The sequence below is a fragment of the Deinococcus aquiradiocola genome, from assembly GCF_014646915.1.
Classification (GTDB): domain Bacteria; phylum Deinococcota; class Deinococci; order Deinococcales; family Deinococcaceae; genus Deinococcus; species Deinococcus aquiradiocola.
Genome location: NZ_BMOE01000001.1, coordinates 168,534 through 190,547, shown reverse-complemented (window position 1 = coordinate 190,547; position 22,014 = coordinate 168,534). Strand labels below are relative to the sequence as shown.

The window sequence follows — 22,014 nt, the reverse complement described above, 5'->3', positions numbered from 1 at the left end:
CCCTGCCGGGCGCGGGGCCGTCACCGTCCGGGCCGGGGCGGGGTACACTTCCGGCATGCCCTTCATCATCGTCTCCGGCCTCTCCGGCAGCGGCAAGAGCACCGCGCTGCGGGCGCTGGAGGACGCCGGTTACTTCGCGACCGACAACCTCCCGCCCGAACTGTGGGGCGCCATGAGTGACCTCGCGCAGGCGCGCGGCATCGAACGGGTGGTCGTCAGCACGGACGCCCGCACGCGCGACTTCCTGGCCGCCCTCGACTCCAGTTACGACCGCCTCACGAAACGTCAGGACGGGGTGCGCGTCGTGTTCCTGGAGGCGACGGACGAGGTGCTGCTGCGCCGGTACAACCTCAGCCGCCGCATCCACCCGCTGGGCGACCCGAGCCTGCTGCTGGACTTCAAGCGCGAGGCGGACCTGCTCGCGCCCCTGCGGGCCATCGCGGACACCGTGATCGACACGACCACGCTCAGCAACGCGCAGCTGAGCGAGCGGGTGCTGGGCCTGTTCGGGCTGTCGCAGGGCTTCGACCTGCGCCTCACGACGTTCGGGTTCAAGCACGCGCCGCCGCGCGACGTGGACCTGATGGTGGACGTGCGCACCCTCCCCAACCCGTACTACGATCCCCAGCTGCGCGCCCGGACGGGCCTGGACGAGGACGTGGCCGGGTACGTGTTCCAGGATCAGGCGAGCCTGGACTTCTACGCGCGCCTGCGCGACTACGTGCGCGAGAGTGCCGAGCGGGCCCGCGCGAACGGCCGGCTGAGTTACAGCGTCGCGGTGGGCTGCACGGGCGGGCAGCACCGCAGCGTGGCGGTGGCCGAACGCCTCAAGCACGACCTCGACGATCTGGGGGCCCGCGTGATCGACCACCGGGACATCCCGCAGACCACCCCGTGACGCCCGAACGCGTGCCCGGACCCCAGACGGCCGCGCCGGAGGCAGGCGAGCCGGAGCAAGCTCCCCTGACCCTGACACCCGCCCCCACCCGGGAGGACGAAGCCCCGGGGCTGAGCCGGGACGCGCGGCCCGGTCCCACGGCGGACGCGGGTGAGCGCGGGTCGGCCGGGCAGCGCGGTCAGGCGTGGGCGCGGAACATGTCGCGCTGGCTCCCGGCGGGCCTGGGCGTCAAACGCTGGTTCACGCTGTTCATCGCGTGCTCGCTGGTGGGCGCCTTCGCGTTCCTGTACCTGACGTGGACGGGGCCGCTGCACGCGGTCGCGACCCGCTGGATCCTGAACCTCAACGCCGCGCTCGGCACGGGCTTCCTGCAGGTGTGGATGCTGGGCGGCGCGGTGATGCTGCTCTCGCTCGCGGGCGCCGTGACGAGCATGGTGATGTTCAACCGCAGCATCCTGCGCGCCATGGGCAGCGATCCTGCCGCGACGCTCGACACCATCCACTCGGTGCGGACCCTGGCGCGCGGGCCGCGCGTGGTCGCGGTGGGCGGCGGGACGGGCCTGTCGAAACTGCTGGGCGGCATGAAGTCCCACACCGGGAACCTGACAGGAATCGTGACGGTCGCCGACGACGGCGGCTCTTCGGGGCGGCTGCGCGCGTCGCTCGACATGATCGCGCCGGGCGACCTGACGGACTGCTACGCGGCCCTGTCGGACAGCCCGGTGCTGGCGCGGCTGCTGCTGCACCGCTTCGAGCGCGGCGAGGGCCTGGAGGGGCACACCTTCGGGAACCTGCTGCTCGCCACGCTGTCCGAAGAGCAGGGCGGCCTGCAGGGCGCGATGCAGGACGTGCACGAGATCCTGAAGGTGCGCGGCGAGGTGTTCCCCGCCACGACCTCCCCCACGCGGCTCGTGGCGGAACTGTCGGACGGGCGGACCGTGGTGGGCGAGAGTCAGCTCGCGCAGTCGAAGGGGGACGCGCGCATCCTGCGGGTGCGGCTCGACCCGCCGGACCTGCCCGCGCTGCCCGCCGTGACGGCCGCCGTCCGGCAGGCGGACCTGATCGTGCTGGGGCCCGGCAGCCTGTACACGTCGATCCTTCCGGCGCTGCTGGTGCCGGAGGTCGCGGAGACGATCCGGCGTTCGCCCGCGCCGCTGGTGTACGTGGCGCCCATCATGACCGAGCCGGGCGAGACGGACGGGATGGGCCTCGCGGCGCTCGACGCGGCGATCCTGCATCACCTGGGGCGGCGGCCGGACCTGCTGCTCGTGAACAGCCAGCCGGTGCCGCTGCGCGTGGTGGACCGCTACGCGGCCGAGGGTGCGGAACTGCTCAGCAGTCTCGGCATGACGCCCGGCGTGCGCCGCCGAGTGAGTTACGCGCCGCTGCTGGAGGCGGGCGACGTGGCGCACCACGATCCGGCCGCGCTGGCGCGGGCGCTGCTGGCCCTCAGGCACCGCCGCTGACGGGCTATACTCCCAGCCGTGCTTTCGCTCCTGGCTGCGGCCCTCCTGACCATTCCCGACGCTGCCGGAGACACGCGCGGCGACGGCTCGTACACCCTGCCGTCCCGGCCGCCGCTCGCCGCGAGCGCGCTGGACCTGCGGGAACTGCGCGTCGAGACCGTGAACGGGAAGCTGCGCCTCACGGTGGCGCTCGGGTCGGTGCAGAACCTCTGGAACGCGCCGCTCGGGTACTCGGCGGGCGTGATCGACATCTTCGTGAAGAGCCGCCTGGGCGGCGCGTCCACCCTGGATTCGCTGGGGTTCGTGACGCCCGCGCAGCAGGGCTGGCAGTACCACATCCGCGTGGACGGGTTCGGGAGCAGCCTGGAGTTCGTGCCGGACGGCAAGGCGACGCCCGTCCGCAAGGACACGCCGCTCACGGTGCGGCTCTCCGGCAGTGCCGTGCAGGTGGACACGCCCATCCCGGCCGGGCAGTACGGGTACTGGGTGACGTCCAGCGTGTACTCGCCGTTCACGACGGACGGCCTGCTGCGGCCCTCGGTGGGCGGCGGCAGTGCGAGCGTGTCCAGCACGCGCCCGAACGCGCCCGTGCCGGTGGACGTGCTGTCGGGTGGGGATCAGGCGCGCGCGTACGCGCAGGGCGTGCTGCAGCCGGTGGGCCGCACGCGGGACCGGCGGGCGCTGCTGCTGCTGGGGCTGGCGGCGGCGGGCCTGCTGGTGTGCGTGATCGCGACGGTGCGCGTGTGGCGCAAGAGCCGGGTCTGACCGGGTGACGACCGGCACGGAAGGGCAGGCGCGGCAGGTGGTGCTGCGCTCCACGCTGCTCGTGCTGACGGCGGCCGTGCTGTGGGGCCTGCTCGGTATCTTCGGGAAGCTGGCGCAGGCGCGCGGGCTGTCGCCGCTGGAGGTCGCGTTCTGGCGCGCGGCGCTCGGGGGCGGGCTGTACGTCGCGCACGCCCGCGCTGCGGGGATGCGCTGGCCGCGCGGGCGCGACCTGCTGGTGACGGCCCTGTTCGGCGTGACGGGCGTGAGCGTGTTCTACGCGTCGTACCAGCTGGCCGTGCGGAGCGGCGGGGCGAGTCTGGCGTCGGTGCTGCTGTACACGGCGCCCGCCTTCGTGGCCGTGATGGGCGGCGCGTTCCTGCGCGAGCGGCTGGGCGTGCGCGAGGCGGTGGCGGTGCTGGGCACGCTGGGCGGCGTGGCGCTCATCTCGCTGGGCGGCGGTCAGGGCGTGCACGCGACGCCCGCCGCGCTCGGCTGGGGCCTGCTGGCGGGCTTCACGTACAGCCTGTACTACCTGTTCGGGAAGCTGTACTTCCAGCGGTTCGAGCCGGTCGCGCTGTACGCCGTGGCGCTCCCGGTGGGCGCGCTGGGCCTGCTGCCCGTCACGTCGTTCGTGCACAAGGACGCGGGCAGCTGGCTGCTGCTGGCGGGCATCGCGGTGCTCAGCACGTACCTGGCGTACATGGCGTACGGCCTGGGATTGCGCGGCCTGCCCGCCACGCGCGCCAGTGTGCTCGCGAGCGTGGAGCCGGTGGTGGCGGCCCTGCTGGCGGCCCTGGTGTTCTCGGAGCGGCTGTCGCTGCTGGCGGTGGGGGGCGCGGTGCTGGTGCTGGGCGCGGCCCTGCTGCTCAGCCTGCCCGCCCGCCGCGAGAACGCGGGCACGGTGTAGACGTCTCCCCTGCCTGCCCTCCAATGGGGAATGCGGTGCCGGTTCAGGGGGCGGGCGGCGCCGGGGTCACCTTGAGGTCCGCCTCGAAGCTGCGGTTCCAGGGGAGCGTCACGTCCTGCAGGTCGTAGCGGGCGCGGAACTGCAGCGGGAAGTACGGGCGGGCCAGGGTGTTCAGGACGGTGCTGGCGTCGCTGCCGGGCAGTCTGGCGTCGGGAATCAGGGCGCGCAGCTGGGCGCGGAGGTGCGAGCCGTACACGATGTCGTTCGCGTACTCGCGGGCGAGCAGCGCGTCCTGCGCGTCTGCCGGGGCGCCCGCGAGCGCGAGCTTGGCGTGCGCGAGGACCGTGCCGAGGTTGTTGCCGGGCGTGCCCCACGCGGCCAGCGACGCGAGGTCCTGCGGGCGGCGCAGGGTGTACAGGTCCGCCCAGGCGCGCACGTTGCCGGAGTTGACCTGCTCGACGTCCGCGACGGCGACCGCGCCGCGCTCCCGCAGCAGCTGCGAGACGCGTAGCGCGGCCGCGCGGGCGTTCCCGCCGTTGAAGACGTACAGGGTCAGGTCGCCGGGCGTGGCGGGGCGCGTGCCCTGCCCGCCGAACGGCGTCCGGATCGCTTCCGGGGTGGTGGTCACGGCCTGCCATCCGGCGGCGGCGGCGTGCAGGGTGACGCTGCGGGAGAGGGCGATGCCCTCGTAGCGGATGACGGTGTCGGCCCTGGCGGGGTCGGAGTACTCCACGGCGAGCGTGGCGGGCCTGGGCGCGAGGGCGCGGGCGACGAGCGTGCCGAGCACCTCGTCCGCGCCGGGGTACACGCTGACGTTGGCGGGCGCGGTCCGGGCGAGTTCGGCACCTTCGGCGGGCGAGGGGCTGCCGGGCAGCGCGTCGTCCCAGGTGACGTGCAGTTCGCGGAACACGCCTTCGCCCGCCCAGGCGATCATGCGGCGCGCCACTTCGAGGTTGCGGGCGCGGTCCACGGCGTCCGGTTCGCGCGGCAGGACGATGAAGGCGTACACGGGCTGCCCGCTGGCGCGCTGCCAGTCGCGGACGGCCTGCAGGCGTGCCATGACGGTGTCCACGGTGTCGCGGCTGCTGCGGGACTGCACGAGGCCGCCGTACGCGAGCGCGTCGAGCGACACGATGAGCGGACCGTCCTTGGGTTGCGCGGCGAGCCACGCGGTGAGGGCGGCGGGGTCCGCGCCGCGCGTGGCGTTCCCGAGGAGCGCGGCGGGGACGACGTGGACCGTCCCGCCGAGCAGGCCCGCCATCTGCGCGGGGAGGGTGCTGGTGGCGGGGCGCGAGTCGAGCGGGATGAGGGTCTCACCGCCCACGGTGGCCTGACCGGCGGGCGTGGTGGGCGCAGCGCTCTGGGCGGACGCGAGGGACGCGGTCGCCAGCAGGGACGTGAGCAGCAGGGCGGGCAGACGGAAACGCATGCCTCACGCTAGCGGGCGTGCATGAGGGCCGGGGCCGGGCGGGCCGGGGCGTCTCTGGTGGAACCTTGAGGCTGTTCTCAGGTGCGGTGGCGTGCTGGGCCATACCATCGGGCATGACGTTTGGACGAACTGAACCGCGCGCCCAGAAGGCGCTCAGCCGTGGCCTCGTATCCGGCATCTTCATGATGGGCGGCGTGGGGGCCTTGATGGCGCCGGAAGCGCACGCGCAGGCCGCGAAAGGTGTGCTGCCCGAAGGGCTCGCCACGCAGGGCGCACGCGCGAACGGTGCCGTGATGGTCGGCGCGGGCGCCCTGTTCGCGGCGGGCGCGTTCGGGAAGTGGCCCGCGTACGCGCTCGCTGCGACGCTCGTGCCGGTCACGCTGCTCGGGCACCGCTTCTGGGAGAAGGAAGGGCAGGAGAAGCGCACGGAACTCATTCAGGTGCTGAAGAACGTGGCGCTGTTCGGCGCGGTGCTGTACGTGGCCGGGGAACGGTGACGGCGCCCGTCCGGCTGGGCGAGCACGTGTACGCGCTGCCCATCGAGACGACCCTGATGGGCGGCCCGACCGTCATCTACCCGGCCGTGATCCTCGACGACACGCACGGGGCGACGCTCGTGGACACCGGCATTCCCGGCATGGAGGACGACATCGCGCGCTCCCTGGCGGAACTGGGTCTGTCGTGGACGGACGTGCGGCGCGTGATCGTGACGCATCACGACCTCGACCACATCGGGTCGCTGCCGGGCGTGGTCGCGGCGAGCGGCGCGCAGGTTCTCACGAGTGCGGGCGAGGTGCCGTTCGTGCAGGGTGAACGCCCCGGGCAGAAATCGCCGGGACCGGAGGTGATCGCGAAGATGCCGCCCGAGATGCGGGCCCGGTTCGCGAACCCGCCCAGGGCGCAGGTGGACCGCGTCCTGCAGGACGGCGAGGTGCTGGACGTGGCGGGCGGCGTGCGCGTGGTGCTCACGCCGGGGCACACGCTGGGTCACCTGAGTCTGCTGGTGGTGCAGGACGGCGTCCTGATCACGGGCGACGCCCTGACGAGCGCGGGCGGCCAGCTGAACGGCCCGGTCGCGCGCGTCACGCCGGACATGCCGGAGGCGACGCGGAGCGTGCAGAAGCTCGCGCAGCTGCCTGCCCGGACGATCCTGACGTACCACGGCGGCGTGGTGAGCGAGGACGCGCCCGCGCAGCTGCGGCGCGTGGCCGACACGCCCGCCTGACCGGAGGACACGACTCTTCCCGGCACGCGGCGGGGGCACGGGCGCATTCCTCCTCGTGCCCCCGCCGCCCTGACGGTGCGGGTCAGGCGGGCGCGCCGAGGTGATCGAGCACCGCGAGGCGCGCGAGGGTGGCGGGGCCGTCCTGCGGCCAGTCGAGTTCGCTGTACGCGGTGTTCAGGTGCCGGTACGTGTCGCGCCGCCAGGCGGTGCCGGGGTCCGTGCCGTGCAGCGCGGCGAGGTACGCGGTGATGGCCGCGCCGTGCGACACGACGACCAGCGTCTCCCCCGCCCGTGGCCGCACGCCGTCCAGGGCGGCCGTCATGCGCTGTGCGACGGCGTGCAGGCTCTCGCCGCCGGGAAAGCCGAAGTGCCCGTCCCCGGCCACGAGTTCGTGCGCGTGCGTGTCCATGCGGCTGTACGGCTGGCCCTGCCAGTGCCCGGTGTGGACCTCGTGCACGCCTGGCAGCGTCCCGAGCGGCTGGCCGATCGCACTGGCGAGCGGGCCTGCGGTCTGCTGGGCGCGCGTGAAGGGACTGGCGTACACGCGCACGCGGCCCTGCGCGGCGAGCGGCGCGAGGTGCGGCCCGAGATGGCGTGCGAGGGCCTGCGCCTGCGCGTGGCCGCGTTCGTCGAGGGGTTCGGTGTCGCCGTTCGGGCCACGGAAGGCGCGGGCAGCGTTGGCGGGCGTCTGCCCGTGGCGCACGAGGATGAGGCGGCTCATGGGCTCATGCTACCCGCGCCCGTGCCGCAGGTGGGCGGGGTCGCGCTGATGGCCGTTCAGGCGGTGGCGGGCCTGGCGCGGTACGCCCAGTGGTACATCAGGCCGACGAGCAGGCCGCCGCCCACGATGTTCCCGGCGATCACGACGAGCAGGTGCAGGAGGCTCGCGCCGGGCGTGACGGCGGCCATGCCAGCACCCGTCACGCCGGACGCCTTGAGCATCAGGCCGAGCGGCAGGAAGTACATGTCGGCCACGCAGTGCTCGAAGCCGCAGGCGACGAACACCGTGATCGGGAAGAGGACGGCGAGGATCTTGTCGGTCACGGTCCGCCCGGCGTACGCGAGCCACACGGCGAGGCACACGAGCAGGTTGCACAGCACGGCACTGAAGAACGCCGTGAGGTACGGCAGGCTGTCCTTCTTGGCGGCGATCTCCAGGGCGTGCGTGGCGACGAGGCCCCTGTTGAGGCCGAGCGTGCCGGAGTACAGCACGATCACGGCCAGCAGGACGGCACCCACGAGGTTCGCGAGCGCGACGCGGCTCCAGTCGCGCGCGAGATCGGAGAAGCGGAGTTTGCCGCTGGCCCAGGCGAGCGTCATGAGGATGTTGCCGGTCAGGAGTTCGGCGCCCGCCACGACGACCAGCACCAGGCCCACGCAGAAGCTCAGGCCGCCGAGCAGCTGCCGCGCCGCAAAGCCGAGGGTGGGGTCGGACGTGACCATGGTGTACACCATGCTGCCCAGCCCGATGAAGATCCCGGCCAGCACGCCGAGCACCACGGCGCTGCGGGCGGGAAGGCTGGCCTTGTTCACGCCGACCGTCTCGACGTACTCGGCGAGTTCGGCGGCGGCTCGGAGGGCGACGGTGTTCGCTGCTGCTGTGTCTGCCATGGTGCACCTCTGCCGGTCAGGGTATGCCGCTGGCGTATAGCGGCCCGTGCCGTTCCCTTGCAGCAGCCTTTAGGGCTCGCTGAAGGATTCTTTAGGGCAGGGTCCCGGCATGGCGGAGGGCCGGACGCCCGTGGTGCGGCGTCCGGCCCTGGGTGGGGTGGCGGGAGGGGTCAGCCCTGCAGGGCAGTGGCGGCGGTGTCGCCGAAAGGCGTGGTGGGGCGGCCGATCAGGGTGCTGAGGTCGCGGCGGTCGGTGCCGAGCTCGCCGCGCGCGATGCCGCTGTCGGAGTTCGCGAAGACCGCGGCGAGCGCCTCGGGCAGGCCGTAGCTCTTGAGGGTGTCGGCGTACGCCTGTTCGGGAAGGTCGCGGTACTCGACGCTTCTGCCGCTCCGGGCGGCGTACTCGGCGGCGATCTGCGGGAGGGTGAGGGCGGTGTCCCCGGCGAGTTCGTAGGTGGCGTTGTCGTGCCCGGGGGCGGAGAGGACGACGGCGGCCGCGTCGGCGTAGTCCTCGCGGGCGGCGGGGTTGAGGGCACCTTCGCCCGCGCTGCCGAGCAGGACGCCGTTCTGGACGGTCTGGGCGGCGCTGCCGGTGTAGTTCTCGCTGTACCAGCCGTTGCGGAGCAGGGTGTACGTGACGCCGGAGGCCCTGAGGGCCTGTTCGGTGGCCTGGTGGTCGGCGGCGAGGAGCATGGTGCTGGTGTCGGCGTTCAGGATGCTGGTGTACGCGACGCGCTGCACGCCTGCCTCGCGGGCCGCCTCGATGACGTTGCGGTGCTGGCCGGGGCGGTCCTGGAAGTCGTTGCTGCTGATGAGCAGGAGGTTCTGCACGCCCTGCAGCGCGGTCTGGAGGGACTGGGGCTGGTGGTAGTCGGCCTGGCGGACGGTGACGCCCTGCGCGGCGAGGTCGGCGGCCTTGGAGGGGGTGCGGACGATGGCGACGATGTGGTCGGCGGGCACGCCGCGCCGCAGGAGGGCCGCGACGACGAGCTGGCCGAGCTGGCCGGTGGCGGCGGTGACGCCGATGGTGGGGGTGGTGCTGGTGGACTGGGTCATGGTGGCTCCTGTGGGGCGGCGTGCTGGACACGCGAGAGGCTTTCATGTAAGCGCGGCACTTACATGCACGGTAAAAATTTTTGTGCTGACAGTCAGCCGATGCGTTGGAGCAGGTCGGCCGTCACGTCCGCCAGCGTGGTCCGCGCGAGTTCCGCTTCCATGGCGGCCTGGGCGCGCGCGAAGCGGACCTCCAGCGTCGCCTGGATGTTCGCCCCGACCGGGCAGGACGGGTGCGGGTGCTCGTGCAGCCGGAAAACGCTGCCGTCGCCGTTCACGGCGCGGTACACGTCCAGCAGCGTGATGCGGGACGCCTCGCGGGTGAGGCGCGCGCCGGTCACGCCCTGCCGGGTCTGCAGCAGCCCGGCGCGGCGCAGCTGGCCCGTCACGTTGCGGATCACGACGGGGTTGGTGCCGACGCTGCCCGCGATGTCCGCCGAACTCATGTGGTCCGGGAACGTGTTGATCAGGGACAGGACGTGGACGGCCACGGCGTACTGGCTGTTCACTCCCGGTTCCTCCCGCTCAACATGTCATCAGAATATTTACATCCCTGCGCCGCGTCAAGTCCGCACCTCAACACTCCCTTCACCTCAGGTCACGGTCCCCGCCCCCCCACTCCACTATCCTGAAGCGTGCTCCCAGACGACCTGCCCGTCCTCCCCACCACCCCCGGCGTGTACATCTTCCGGGGCAAGACGGACGTGCCCATCTACATCGGCAAGGCCAACAACCTCCGCTCCCGCGTCAACCAGCACTTCAAGGCAGGCGGCAAGAGCGGGAGATTCACGGCCGAAGCCACCAGCCTCGAATTCATCAGCGCCCGCAACGAAGTCGAAGCGCTGGTGCTCGAAGCGAACCTCATCAAACAGCACCGCCCGCACTACAACGTCCTCCTCAAGGACGACAAGCACTACCCCTTCCTGAAACTCACGAACGAGGCCTTCCCGATGCTCGTCATCACGCGCCGCGTCCTCAAGGACGGCGCCAGCTACTACGGCCCGTACCCCGACGCGGGCGCCGTGCGGCGCGTCAAGAACCTCGTGGACACCATGTACCCGCTGCGCAAGAACTCCGGCCTGCCCATGCAGCACAAACCGCGCCCCTGCCTGAACTTCCACCTGGGCCGCTGCCTCGGCCCCTGCGTGGACCGCGCCGACCCCGCCGAGTACGCCGCCGCCGTGAACGACGTCCGCGCCCTCCTCGAAGGCCGCGCCGGGACCGTCATCGCCGGACTGCGAGACAGCATGAAGGAAGCCGCGCAGAAACAGGACTTCGAGCAGGCCATGCGCCTGCGCGACCGCCTGCAGGCCACCGAGAAACTCTTCGGGACCGAGCAGAGCGCCTACGTCTCGGACGAGACCGACCTCGACTTCCTCGGCTTCTCGCAGGCGGGCGAGTACGCCATGGTGCAGCTGTTCCGCATGCGCGGCGGGCGCGTCCTGGGCCGCGACAAACGCTTCCTGACCGGCGCGGGCGACGCGGCAGGCGGCGAAGTGATCGGCGCGTTCGTGCAGGACTACTACGCGCAGGCCACGCACGTGCCGCCACTCATCCTGCTGCCCACCGAGTACGAGGACGCGCCCCTCTGGACCGAAGTGCTGTCCGAACGCGCCGGGAAGCGCGTCGAGATGCGCACCCCCAAACGCGGCGACAAGCTCGAACTGATCGAGATGGCACAGCGCAACGCCGTCACCGGCCTGGAAAGCGAACTGAGCCTCCTCGAGAAGCGCGGCGACCACCCCGGCCTGGACGCCCTGCGCGAGATGCTCGCCCTGCCGGAACGCCCGTGGCGCATCGAGGGGTACGACAACTCCAACCTGTTCGGCACGAACATCGTGTCCGGCATGGTCGTCTTCGAAGGTGGACGCGCGCGGCGCGGCGAGCACCGCCGATTCAAGGTCAAGGGCCTCGACCACCCCGACGACTACACCGCCATGAACCAGACCGTCAGCCGCCGCTTCTCCGGCAGCCTCGCCGACAAGCTCCCCCTGCCGGACCTGCTGCTCATCGACGGCGGGCGCGGGCAGGTGAACGCCGCCCTGGACGCCCTGAAGGCCCTGGACCTGCACGTCCCGCTGGTGGGCCTCGCCAAGCGCGAGGAACGCATCATCCTGCCCGGCCGGTACGGCGCGCAGTGGTGGCTGGAAGACGGCACCGAGGTCGGCGTGAACCGCGAACTGCTGCTCCCGCACGCGCACCCGGCCCTGCGCGTCCTGATCGGCGTGCGCGACGAGGTGCACAACTACGCCATCACGTACCACCGCAAACTGCGCGGCGAGGCCATGTTCAAATCGGTCTTCGACGGCCTGCCGGGCATCGGCCCCAAACGGCAGGACGCGCTGCTGGAGAGTTTCACCAGCCTGGAGGAACTCGGCGCGGCCAGCATCGAGCAGATCGCGCAGGTGCCCGGCATGAACCTCAGCGCCGCCCGGGCCGTCAAGGACTTCCTGGCGACGCGTGCCGCCAACGAAGCCCCGCTGGACGCCTGAACCGCCCGCATGGCGATGCTCCGGCAGGGGCGGGCACGTCTGTCCCTACCGGACGGATGCGGCCCGACGGGACGAAGCGCATCATGACGGCATGCGTCTCACCGTCCACCCGGTCCTGAAGGAACTGCGCGCCGTATACGACGTGGGCGGGCGGCACTCGCGGGAACGCTTCGGAGCGTACCTGCGCCTGATGCTGGACGGCCCGGAACGCCTGCCGCTGGGGGACTTCTCCCCGATGGGCGAGCGGCAACCGGCGTACCTGGACGCGCTGCTGCAGATGGACGCCGAACGCGTGGCCGCCGAGGCCGCCCGCGAGATCGAGACTGGCCGGGAGATCGAGACTGAACAGGGCGGCGTTCCGGCCGACCTGCGCCTCGTGCTGGTGGTGACGGATCAGCCGGGAAACGGCTGGACGCAGCGCTGGCTGACCGACGCCGCCTGGAGGTTCGGCCCGCACGGCGCGCCCCCGCAAGGCCCGGCGACTGCAGCGGGGTGGGTCACGGTGCAGCTCTGGACGCACGTGCCGCCCACACCCGGATACCTGCGTTCGCAGCTGCGCGCGGCCGTGACGCGGGCCGTATGGCGCGGGCGTCACGGGGCGCCCGTCACGCTGGCGGGTCACCTGCGGCAGGAGGGCGCGGCCCTGCGTGCCGGTGACGGCCTGTTCGCCGCTGCTCCACTGACGCTGGACCCGGAGGAACAAACCTACACCCGGCAGGTGCTGGAACCGCTGCTCGGCACGCGGCACTGGCCCACCGTCTTCGCCGCGCTGTACGGCGACGGACCCGCGCGCGAGGTGGGCTTCCCGCCGCTCGGCCTGAGTCCGCTGGCGGGGTTCGCGCTGGCACTGGCCGGAACGACGGGCGACGGGTGAGGCTGGCCTGCGGGCCGGACATCCAGGCGGGGGTGGTCAGCGTTTGCGGGCGCGCAGGGTGTCCCAGCTGCCGTCGGACGCCCAGCCGCCGTCCACGCTGAGCGTAATGCCGTTCACGAAAGGGCTGGCGGCGCCGTCACTGAGGTACAGGATGGCGCGCGCGATGTCGTCGGGACTGGCGAAACGGCCCATCGGGACGCGGCCCTGGATGTCGGCGTCGCTGTACGCGCCGCTACCCATGTCCGCCTCGTCCATCTCGGTCTTGACCCAGCCGGGGCACACGGCGTTCACGCGCACGCCGCGCCCGCCCCACTCGGCGGCCAGCGTGCGCGTCAGGCCGATCAGGCCGTGCTTGCTGGCGTTGTACGCGGCGCGGTCCGCGATGCCGAGCAGGCCCGCGACGCTCGCGACGTTCACGACGCTGCCCTGGCCGCGCGCGAGCATGGCGCGCCCCAGTTCGCGGCTGAGCAGGAAGGGCGCGGTGAGGTTCACGTCCAGCACGCGCCGGAATCCGGCAGCGGTGGTGTCCTCGGCGGGCGTGATGAAGCTGATCCCGGCGTTGTTGACGAGGGCGTCCACGTGCCCGAAGCGTTCCAGGATGGCCTGCGCGTGCGCCGTGACGACGGCCTCGTCGCTCAGGTCGCCGCGCAGCACGAGGGCGTCCGCACCGTGCGGGACGGGCGAGTCCTGCAGGTCGAGCAGGGCGAGGGCGTCGCCGCGTTCGGCGCAGAGTTCGGCGGTGCGCCGCCCGATGCCCTGGGCGGTGCCGGTGATGACGGTGACGCGTCGTGGGGTGCTCATGCCTCCCAGCATACGGGCCTTCCCCCCCCGCTGGGCGGTGTGCGGGACGTGGTTTCCGCTTTCTTATTCGTCCCAGGCACCTTAAACTGTGGTTCATGACGACCCGGCGTGCCAAGAAACCTGCTCCAGCCATCAGTAACCGCTTCGACGGTGAGGTGCTGGGACTGGTGCTGTTCGCCCTGGGCATCTTCCTGGGGATCACGGTGGCGCTCCCGTCGGCGGGGAGCGGGTTCATGGCGACCGCGCACGACGCGCTGACCGGCTGGCTCGGCTGGGGCGCGTACGCGCTGCCGCTCGTCCCGGCAGCGTACGGGGTGCTGGTGTTCCTGAACCGCGACCTGCGGAACCTGACCCGGCGCGTGCTGGGCGGGACACTGGTGGGCGTGTCGCTGCTGGCCCTGTGGCAGCTGGTGCACCCGGACGCGCTGTACCCGGGCGAGGCGGGGCGACTGGCGGCGACGCTGATGCGGCCCCCGTTCGGGGCGGTGTCGTACGCGGCGGCGCTGCTGCCGATCGTGACGCTGACGCTGGGCGTGGAGGTCATGCTGCGTCTCGCGCCGACGGCGCTGCTGCGGCGGTTCTTCATGGGCGTGAGCCTGCTGCTGGTCGGCGGGGCGGGCGTGGTGCAGGCGCGCGTCGAGGCGCGCAAGGAGGGGCAGACGGCGGCGCAGGCCCGCGCGCGGCTGCGGGGCGGGCTGTCCGCGCACATCCGTGACCTGGAGACCCTGAAACGCCTGTACCCGCAGGCGATGGAGTTGAGCGGCTGGCAGCAGGAGGCGCGCGAGGCGGCGCGCACGCTGGGCGGGCAGGACGAGGCGGCCCTCGCGGCGAGCGAGAAGCAGCTGGAGCAGTGGCGGGACGTGAGCGGCGGGTTCGTGCGGAGCGCCGTGCAGAAACTGCACGGCAGCGTGCAGCGTGAGGCTCCGGCGGCCGCGCAGCAGGTGGCGGCGCTCGCGGCGGACGTGAAGGCGGGGCGTCACCCGCTGGCGACGGAACTGCCGTCCACCATGGCGAGCGGCGCGCTGGAAGGCATCCGGCGGGCGCTGAGCATGGACCTGCAGCGGCTGTCGGCGCGTTCGGGGGTGCTGGAGCAGGGGCGGTCGCGGGCCGAGGCGCGGCTCGTGAAGGGGGACGCGGCGGTCCTGCTGCGCGAGCAGCCCGCCGCGGACGAGCGGGCGCGGGACTGGGCGACGCTGGAGGCGGGGCTGGCCGAGTGGGTGTCGCGGGCGGAACCGTACCCGCTGTGGCCCGCGCTCACGCTGGCGTACGACCGCGCGCCGACGGAACTCGCGGCGGAACTCGCGGCGGCGCTCGGCAACGATCCTTACGGGACGTTGCGGGAGCACGCCGTGTGGGAGGCGCGCCTGCAGGCCGTCCCGGCCGCGCCCGTCCAGTCGGCGCCGGACCCGGATCTGCTCGCGATGGACTTCAGTTTCGGGGACGTGACGCCGCCCATCCCCGCCGTCACGAAGGCCGCGCCGCCCGCCCGGAGCGGCCCGCAGGCGCGCGGGAAGCTGGCGGCGGCCTCGCTGGTGGACCCGGGGCCGTCGCTGCTGGTGGATGTGCCGGTGGAGGCGCCCGTGACGGCCCCTGCCGCTGCGCCCGTGCCCATGCTGCCGGACGTGACGCCTGCGCCCGCGCCGCTGCTGCCTTCCCGCGCGGTGCCGGTCGGGCCGACGGTGCTGGACCTGCTGGGCGAGGACGAAGAGGACGACGGGGTGGACGCCTTCCTGGCCGCGCCCGTCGTGACCCCGGTCACGCCGCTTCCCGCGCCTTCCCCTGTCCCTACTCCCGCTCCCTCTCCCATTCCGGCCCCCTCCCCTGCCCCGGCGGCCACCCCGCCCACGGCAGCGAAGGCGACCCCGCCGTGGGAGTCGGCCGCGCCGGAACGCGGGCATCTGGAGCCCGCCCCGCCGCGCCTGGGCGCCATCGACATCGCCATTCCCGGCATGGACCTCCTCGACCCGATCCCGGACCTGCCGGTCGGCACGGCGCAGCTCGACCATCAGGCGAGACTGCGGGCCGAACTCATCAACCAGACGCTCGCGCAGTTCGGTCTGCAGGCGCGCGTGGTGGACTTCGCGCGCGGACCGACCGTCACCCGCTACGAGATCGAACCGGCGCCCGGCGAGAAGATCAGCCGCATCGCGGGCCTCAGCAACGACCTCGCCCGCGCGCTCGCGGTGGGCGGCGTACGCGTCGAGGCGCCGGTGCCAGGCAAGAGCGTGATCGGCCTGGAAGTCCCGAACGCAGAACGCGAACCGGTCACGTTCCACACGGCGGCCGCCGCGCCGAGCTTCCAGCAGACGCGCGCGAAACTGCCGATCATTCTCGGCAAGAGCATCGACGGGGACCTGATGGTCGGCGACCTCGCCAAGATGCCGCACCTGCTGGTGGCGGGCAGCACCGGGTCCGGCAAGTCCGTGTGCGTGAACACCCTCATCACGAGCCTGCTGTACCGCTACCTGCCGACCGAGCTGCGCTTCCTGATGATCGACCCGAAGATGGTGGAGCTCACCCCGTACGACGGCATCCCGCACCTCGTGCGCGGCGTCGTCACGAACCCCGTGGACGCGGCGGGCGTGCTGCTGGGCGCGGTGGCGCACATGGAGCGGCGCTACAAGATGATGAGTCAGATCGGCGCGAAGAACCTCGAGCAGTTCAACGCCAAGATGCGCGTGACGGGCGAGCCGGAACTGCCGCACCTCGTCATCATCATCGACGAGCTCGCGGACCTGATGATCACCAGCCCGAAGGAGGTCGAGTCGGCCATCATGCGGCTCGCGCAGATGGCGCGCGCGACCGGCATGCACCTCGTGCTGGCGACGCAGCGGCCCAGCGTGGACATCCTGACGAGCCTCATCAAGGTGAACGTCCCGGCGCGCATCGCGTTCGCGGTGAGCAGCAGTCACGACTCGCGCACCATTCTGGACAGCATGGGCGCCGAGCGCCTGACCGGCATGGGCGACATGCTGTTCTACCAGCCGGGCCTGCCGAAACCGCTGCGTCTGCAGGGGCCGTACATTTCGGAGGCGGAGTCGGTGCGCATCTCGGATTACCTGCGGCGTCAGGTGTTCGAGGACGCGTTCGTGGAGGCGTACGGCACGGACTTCGACGGGGCGATCGAGGCGGGCGGCGGGAGCGTGTCGGACCGCAGCAACATGGATTTCTCGGACCCGCACCTGCGTCAGGCGGCGTTGATCTGCATCGAGGAGGGTCAGGGGAGCGTGTCGCGCCTGCAGCGTCGCCTGTCGGTGGGGCACGCGCGCGCCGGGAAGCTGATGGACATGCTGGAGGCGATGGGCATCGTGAGCAAGCACCAGGGCAGCAAGCCGCGCGACGTGCTGATCAGCGAGGCGGACCTGCCGGAGTACTTCGGGAAGTGATGTCAGGCGAGTGAGGCAGGGCGAGCAACCTGAGAAACGACGACCGGACGGGCAGCCTGCAGGCGCCGTCCGGTCCTTCCTCATGGTCTTTCCTGGTTGGCCGGAGGGGGGAAATTCCGGCCGCGGAATCATCCGTTTCGTTAAAGGCCCGCTCAATAATTTCCGTCTATTTTTACACCCAATTCAAATAAAAGGCGGGGAATATCATTATTTTTCCTTCATGAGACTTTCTTTAACTGGTCTGCTGACTTCATTTCCGTGTTGCGGTTTGCCTGCCCTTGGTGTCTATTGAGGCGGAAGCACAGTTCAACCGAGGTGATCATCATGAAGAAAATGACCGTTCTGCTCTCGCTCGGCCTGACGCTCGGCAGCATCGCGCATGCCGGTGGTGCCGGAGCCCCCGCCCCGATGCCCAAGCCTGCCGCCGCGATGCCCGCCGCGTGCATGACCATCACCGACATCGTCGGCAGCGACCCCCAGTTCAGCACGCTGCTCACCGCCGTGCAGGCCGCTGGTCTGGAAGACACCCTCAAGAGCGGCAGCTACACGGTGTTCGCGCCGACCAACGCCGCCTTCGCCAAGGTGCCGTCCGACGCGCTCGCCAACCTGCTGAACGACCCGGAGATGCTGAAGTCCGTGCTGCTGTACCACGTGGTGCCCGGCAAGGTGAACGCCAGGCAGGTCATGAGCCTGAAGTCCGCCAAAACCGCCAACGGCGCGAACGTCAGCGTCCGCACGGCGGGCGGCAAGGTCATGATCAACACCGCGACCGTGACGAAGGCCGACGTGATGGCCTGCAACGGCATCGTGCACGTGATCGACACTGTCCTGATGCCGCCCATGGCGGCTGCGCCCGCCGCTCCCGCCCCGACCGCGGCGGCCACCCCGGCACCCGCCCCGGCCATGCCTGAATTCAGCGTGGTGAACATCCCCGTCACGCCGCAGCCGCGCACCACGGCCACCACGACGACGGACACCACCGCCACCAGCACGACGACCACCACCACGGACACGACCACGACCGCCACCGACACCAGCGACACGGGTGACATGGCCGTCATGAGCAACACCGTGTACGACGTGATCGTGAAGGACGAGCGCTTCAGCACCCTCGCGGGCCTGATCAGCGACGCGGGCCTCGACGAGACCCTGATGAGCGGCGACTACACCATCTTCGCGCCGACCAACGAGGCCTTCGACAAGCTCGACGACAACACCCTCGCCCAGGTCGCATCGGACCGTGAACTGCTCAAGAAGGTCCTGCTGTACCACGTGGTGTCCGGCAAGGTCCTGGCGGCCGACGTGGTCACCAGCACGCAGCTCGCCAGCGCCGAGGGTTCCAGCCTGGACGTGACGGTGTCCGGCTCGGACGTGAAGATCGGCAGCGCGAACGTCATCGCGACCGACATCGCGGCGGACAACGGCGTGGTGCACGCCATCGACGCCGTGCTGCTGCCGCCCGACGTGACGGTGCCCGCTGCGGACGCCGCTCCGGCCGACACGACTGCCACGGTCACCACCACCGTCACCACTGCTCCGGCTGCCGGTGACATGAGCGGCGGCATCGTCGCCACCAACATGACCATCGCAGACGTCATCAACAGCGACGCGCGCTTCAGCATCCTGCGTGGCCTGCTGCAGCAGTCCGGCAACCTCCTGACGACCGCCCTGGCCGGCAACGACCTGTACACGGTCTTCCTGCCGACCGACACGGCCTTCGGGAAGCTGGCCCCCGAGACGCTCAACATGGTCAAGAACGACCCCGCCACGCTCGCCCGCGTGCTGAACTACCACGTCGTCAGGGGCGCCATCAAGCTCACGGACACCAACACTCCGCTCGCCACCATCACGAACGACCAGCAGGTCCTGTCTCGCAGCGCCAGCGGCAGCAGCTACGTGATCGGCAACAGCACCGTGCTGTACAGCGACATCCAGGCCAAGAACGGCTACATCAACGTCGTGAACGACGTGCTCATCCCGCCCGCCACCAAGTAAGACCGGCAGGGGACAACAAGAGGAGGCCGGGTCCGTGTGGACCCGGCCTCCTCTTGTCGACTGGCTTTCTCTGACCAGGCGGTCATGACCGAGGGGAGGGCCAGGCACCTTCGTGCGGCCCTCCCCTCCCCCACCCGTGCTGGCCGGGCAGTTCAGGTCACTTCTTGCTGATGTCCTTCCAGTACACGCCGAGGATGAAGGCGCGCATGGGGTTGTAGGTGTCCTTGCTGATGCCCTGCAGGCTGTCGCGGTACGCGAAGATCCCGGCGGCGGCGGGCAGGTTGATGTAGTACGCGTTGTCGTACACGGCCTTGCCGACCTGCGCGTACAGCTTGTCGCGCTGGCCCTGGTCGGCGATGCTGCGGGCCTGGTCGAGCCAGCCGTCGATCTGCGCGTTCTTGAAGTTCGCGGCCGTCTGGTAGTAGCCCTTGCTGCTGTAGAAGGTGTACAGGAAGTTGTCGGCGTCGGCGTAATCGGGCGCCCAGGCGTTCAGGATCATGGCTTCCTTGCCGTTCTGGGAGTCCTGGATCATGGTGGACCACTGTTTCGCGGTGAGGTTCACCTTGAATTTGGGGTTGAGCGCCTCGACGTTCTTCTTGAGGATTTCCATCGCGGTCTGCGCGGCGACGCTGCCCGCGCGGTAGTCGGCGTTGAGCACGAAGCCGTTCTGCCACAGCTGTCCGCCGAACGCGGCCTTGAAGGCGGCGGTGGCCTTGGCAGTGTCGAGGGCGTAGGTGGGGATGCTGGCGTCGTAGCCGGGGAAGCTGTCGGGGAGCAGCATGGTGCGGGGTTTGCCCTTGCCGAGCTGCACGTCCTTGATGTAACTGTCGACGTCGAAGGCGTACGCGAAGCCCTTGCGGACGTTGACGTCGCTGAAGAAGTTGGCGGGAACACCCTTGCCGTCGAGCTTGCCGCTGCCGAGCAGGGCGGCATTGCTGATCTTCTCGTTCATGAAGATGGCGCTGGAGGTGGTGTTGGGCAGGTCGTCGATGATGGCGATGCCGGGCTTGCCCTGCAGCTGCTGCTGGATGACGGCGCGGCTCGCACTCTCGACGACGTCAGCGTCACCTTTCAGCAGGGCCTGCTGGCGGGTGGCGTCCTCGGGGACCTTCTGGATGAGGACGTTCTGGAGGGTGGGCTTGTCGCCCCAGTAGTCGGCGAAGGCGCTCGCGGCGAGGCTGTTCGCGTCGCGTTTCACGAGCTTGTAGGCGCCGGTGCCGCTGGGGTCCTTGTCGAGGACGCCGCCGGTGAGGTCCTTGCCGACCCAGTCCTTCCAGGTGGCTTCGGTGCCGTCCCAGTCGCCGATCTCCTTGGCATGCTTGCTGTCCACGATGGCCTGCCCGATGTATGCGAGTTTCGGGAGGATGGCCGGGTCGACCTTGGGCATGCTGAGCACCAGCTGGCCCTGGTCGTCGCAGCGGACGGCGGCGCTGATCTTGGCCCAGGTGATGCTGGGGTCGTCCTTGGCGTTGCTGCTGGTGCCGAGGAGGGCCTCGGAGATGAACCAGTTGCCGGAGTTGCTGCTGTTGGTGATGAGGTTGCGGCGCAGGCTGTACTGGGCATCCTCGCAGGTGAAGGGGTTGCCGGTGTGGAACTTGACGCCTTCACGGAGCTTGAAGGTGACGGTCTTGCCGCCGTCCGTGACATTCCAGCTCGTGGCGAGTTTCGGCTGGAGGTCCCTGAGGCTGCTGCCCTTGTAGTCGAGCAGCGTCTCGTAGAGGTTCTCGACGACCTGGCCGGAGGCGGTGTCGTAGGTGACGCCGGGGTCGAGGGTGGGGATGTCGGCGGACTCCTGGTACACGAGGGTGGACTTGTTGCCGCTGCCGCCGCCACTGCACGCGCCGAGCGCGAGGGCGAGGGTGGACAGCAGCAGGCTGCGGGTGAGGGGGGTATTCGCTTTCATGGTGACTCCAATCGGTCTTGGCTGGCCGCTGCGTTGCGCGGGGCCGGGCGTTCGACCCTGAGGCGTGGCCCGTGCCGGGCCGCCAGAACACGGAAGGTTAGCGTATCCGGGATGCATGAGCCAGTGACGCGTGCTGTTTTAAGGGGTCATGAAGGGTGGTGCAGGTATGTGGGCGGGAATGGCGATCTCCCTTCCTTTCATACTTGAGTGCCCCCGTGTAAGATTTTCTAATGACTCTGCCTTCCACTCCGTCCGACGCCGGCCACACCCACGGCCATCCCGCCAGCTTCATCCTGCGCGGCACCGCCGCCGAGGGGACCCTGCGCCTCGTCGCGGTGGACAGCACCGCCATCGTCGAGGAAGCCCGCCTGCGCCACCACCTCTCCAAGACCGCCACGGCCGCCCTCGGCCGCTCCCTGAGCGCCGCGCTGCTCCTCGCCATCGTGCTCGGCAAGAAGACCGACAGCCGCGTCACCCTCCGCATCCAGGGCGACGGCCCCATCGGCTGGATCGTCGCGGAAGGCAGCGCCGACGGCCAGGTGCGCGGCTACGTCCGCGACGGGAGCGCCGACCTGCCCGTGCGCGACACGGACGGCAAACTCGACGTGAGCGGCATCGTGGGCACGGACGGCGAGATCGCCGTGACGCGCCTCCTGGAAAACGCCGAACCGTACACCGGCAGCGTCCCGCTCGTCAGCGGCGAGATCGCCGAGGACGTCGCCAACTACCTCGCGGCGTCCGAGCAGATCCCCAGCGCCGTGCTGCTCGGCGTGTACGAGGAAGGCGGCCGTGTCGCGCGCAGCGGCGGCCTGCTGGTGCAGGCGATGCCCGGCGCGAGCGACGAGACGCTCGGGCAGCTGGAAGCGAACGTGCGCGCCATGGGCCCCATCACCGACAACCTCCGGCAGCGCAGCCTGCTGGAAGTCATGGAGCGCGCCGCCGACGGCCTGGACCTGCAGGTGGTCACGCAGGCGCAGCCCGCGCGCTTCAAGTGCCGCTGCTCCCGCCAGAAGGCCAAGAACAGCCTGCTGTACTTCGGGATGCAGGAACGGCAGGACATGATGAAGGAGGGCGGGCAGGAGGTCGTGTGCCACTGGTGCAACGAGCACTACCAGATCACGCCCGACGAGATCGCCGCCCTGGACGCGGAAGGCGACGCGCCCCACGCGCAGGCCTGAACATCTTCACGTTCGCCTGAATCCGCACACAG

At 70.9% G+C, this 22,014-nt stretch carries 18 protein-coding genes; 11 read left to right on the top strand and 7 right to left on the bottom strand.

The features are described from left to right. The first annotated feature begins 55 nt into the window (after window positions 1-55). From rapZ to IEY33_RS00900, 4 genes are all read left to right on the top strand, one after another. A complete protein-coding gene (gene rapZ, locus IEY33_RS00915) occupies window positions 56-898 on the top strand; it encodes an RNase adapter RapZ (protein ID WP_188960351.1) in 843 nt (280 codons plus the stop codon). Window positions 899-1,095: 197 nt separating this feature from the next. Next, window positions 1,096-2,364: a gluconeogenesis factor YvcK family protein gene (locus tag IEY33_RS00910; RefSeq protein ID WP_188960914.1), complete on the top strand. Its 1,269-nt coding sequence runs from the start codon at window positions 1,096-1,098 to the stop codon at window positions 2,362-2,364. Between the two features lie 18 nt (window positions 2,365-2,382). Continuing rightward, window positions 2,383-3,129: a glucodextranase DOMON-like domain-containing protein gene (locus IEY33_RS00905; RefSeq protein ID WP_229670655.1), complete on the top strand. Its 747-nt coding sequence runs from the start codon at window positions 2,383-2,385 to the stop codon at window positions 3,127-3,129. 4 nt (window positions 3,130-3,133) lie between these two features. After that, window positions 3,134-4,036: a DMT family transporter gene (locus tag IEY33_RS00900; RefSeq protein ID WP_229670654.1), complete on the top strand. Its 903-nt coding sequence runs from the start codon at window positions 3,134-3,136 to the stop codon at window positions 4,034-4,036. Window positions 4,037-4,079: 43 nt separating this feature from the next. Here IEY33_RS00900 and IEY33_RS00895 read toward each other — a convergent pair whose 3' ends face one another. After that, window positions 4,080-5,465, bottom strand: a complete 1,386-nt coding sequence (locus IEY33_RS00895) for a DUF4127 family protein (protein WP_188960350.1) — start codon at window positions 5,463-5,465, stop codon at window positions 4,080-4,082. A gap of 113 nt (window positions 5,466-5,578) precedes the next feature. Here IEY33_RS00895 and IEY33_RS00890 point away from each other — a divergent pair, with 113 nt between their 5' ends. Together IEY33_RS00890 and IEY33_RS00885 are read left to right on the top strand one after the other, a co-directional pair. Next, window positions 5,579-5,962: a DoxX family membrane protein gene (locus tag IEY33_RS00890; protein WP_188960349.1), complete on the top strand. Its 384-nt coding sequence runs from the start codon at window positions 5,579-5,581 to the stop codon at window positions 5,960-5,962. Then, window positions 5,959-6,690, top strand: coding sequence for an MBL fold metallo-hydrolase (locus tag IEY33_RS00885; RefSeq protein ID WP_229670653.1), 732 nt, complete (start codon window positions 5,959-5,961; stop codon window positions 6,688-6,690). The genes IEY33_RS00890 and IEY33_RS00885 overlap by 4 nt, the downstream gene beginning before the upstream one ends. A gap of 82 nt (window positions 6,691-6,772) precedes the next feature. Here the strand turns inward: IEY33_RS00885 and IEY33_RS00880 are convergent, their stop codons facing one another. From IEY33_RS00880 to IEY33_RS00865, 4 genes are all read right to left on the bottom strand, one after another. Continuing rightward, on the bottom strand, window positions 6,773-7,411 hold the full coding sequence (locus IEY33_RS00880; RefSeq protein WP_188960348.1) for a histidine phosphatase family protein: 639 nt from the start codon (window positions 7,409-7,411) through the stop codon (window positions 6,773-6,775). A gap of 56 nt (window positions 7,412-7,467) precedes the next feature. Beyond that, window positions 7,468-8,301, bottom strand: coding sequence for a formate/nitrite transporter family protein (locus IEY33_RS00875; protein ID WP_188960347.1), 834 nt, complete (start codon window positions 8,299-8,301; stop codon window positions 7,468-7,470). A gap of 170 nt (window positions 8,302-8,471) precedes the next feature. Further along, window positions 8,472-9,356: an SDR family oxidoreductase gene (locus IEY33_RS00870; protein WP_188960346.1), complete on the bottom strand. Its 885-nt coding sequence runs from the start codon at window positions 9,354-9,356 to the stop codon at window positions 8,472-8,474. Window positions 9,357-9,448: 92 nt separating this feature from the next. Then, a complete protein-coding gene (locus tag IEY33_RS00865; protein ID WP_188960345.1) occupies window positions 9,449-9,862 on the bottom strand; it encodes an Rrf2 family transcriptional regulator in 414 nt (137 codons plus the stop codon). Window positions 9,863-9,988: 126 nt separating this feature from the next. Between IEY33_RS00865 and uvrC the strand changes: the two genes are divergently transcribed. Both uvrC and IEY33_RS00855 read left to right on the top strand, forming a co-directional pair. Beyond that, the gene (gene uvrC / locus IEY33_RS00860; protein WP_188960344.1) at window positions 9,989-11,845 is read left to right on the top strand and encodes an excinuclease ABC subunit UvrC; all 1,857 of its coding nucleotides are present in this window, start codon (window positions 9,989-9,991) and stop codon (window positions 11,843-11,845) included. Between the two features lie 91 nt (window positions 11,846-11,936). Further along, a complete protein-coding gene (locus IEY33_RS00855) occupies window positions 11,937-12,719 on the top strand; it encodes a hypothetical protein (RefSeq protein WP_188960343.1) in 783 nt (260 codons plus the stop codon). A 36-nt stretch (window positions 12,720-12,755) separates the two neighbouring features. Here the strand turns inward: IEY33_RS00855 and IEY33_RS00850 are convergent, their stop codons facing one another. Continuing rightward, window positions 12,756-13,520 (bottom strand): SDR family NAD(P)-dependent oxidoreductase, encoded by a 765-nt coding sequence (locus tag IEY33_RS00850; protein ID WP_188960342.1) that lies wholly within the window; start codon window positions 13,518-13,520, stop codon window positions 12,756-12,758. 95 nt (window positions 13,521-13,615) lie between these two features. Between IEY33_RS00850 and IEY33_RS00845 the strand changes: the two genes are divergently transcribed. Further along, window positions 13,616-16,906 carry an FtsK/SpoIIIE family DNA translocase gene (locus IEY33_RS00845; protein ID WP_188960341.1) on the top strand — a complete coding sequence of 1,097 codons (3,291 nt, stop codon included), beginning with the start codon at window positions 13,616-13,618 and terminating at the stop codon, window positions 16,904-16,906. A 333-nt stretch (window positions 16,907-17,239) separates the two neighbouring features. Next, the gene (locus IEY33_RS00840; protein WP_229670652.1) at window positions 17,240-18,901 is read left to right on the top strand and encodes a fasciclin domain-containing protein; all 1,662 of its coding nucleotides are present in this window, start codon (window positions 17,240-17,242) and stop codon (window positions 18,899-18,901) included. A gap of 157 nt (window positions 18,902-19,058) precedes the next feature. On the opposite strand, the gene IEY33_RS00835 is transcribed toward IEY33_RS00840, so the two are convergent. Then, complete coding sequence (locus tag IEY33_RS00835) at window positions 19,059-20,804, bottom strand: ABC transporter substrate-binding protein (protein WP_188960339.1); 1,746 nt, start codon at window positions 20,802-20,804, stop codon at window positions 19,059-19,061. Between the two features lie 230 nt (window positions 20,805-21,034). Between IEY33_RS00835 and hslO the strand changes: the two genes are divergently transcribed. After that, on the top strand, window positions 21,035-21,982 hold the full coding sequence (gene hslO, locus IEY33_RS00830) for an Hsp33 family molecular chaperone HslO (protein ID WP_188960338.1): 948 nt from the start codon (window positions 21,035-21,037) through the stop codon (window positions 21,980-21,982). Window positions 21,983-22,014 lie beyond the last annotated feature (32 nt).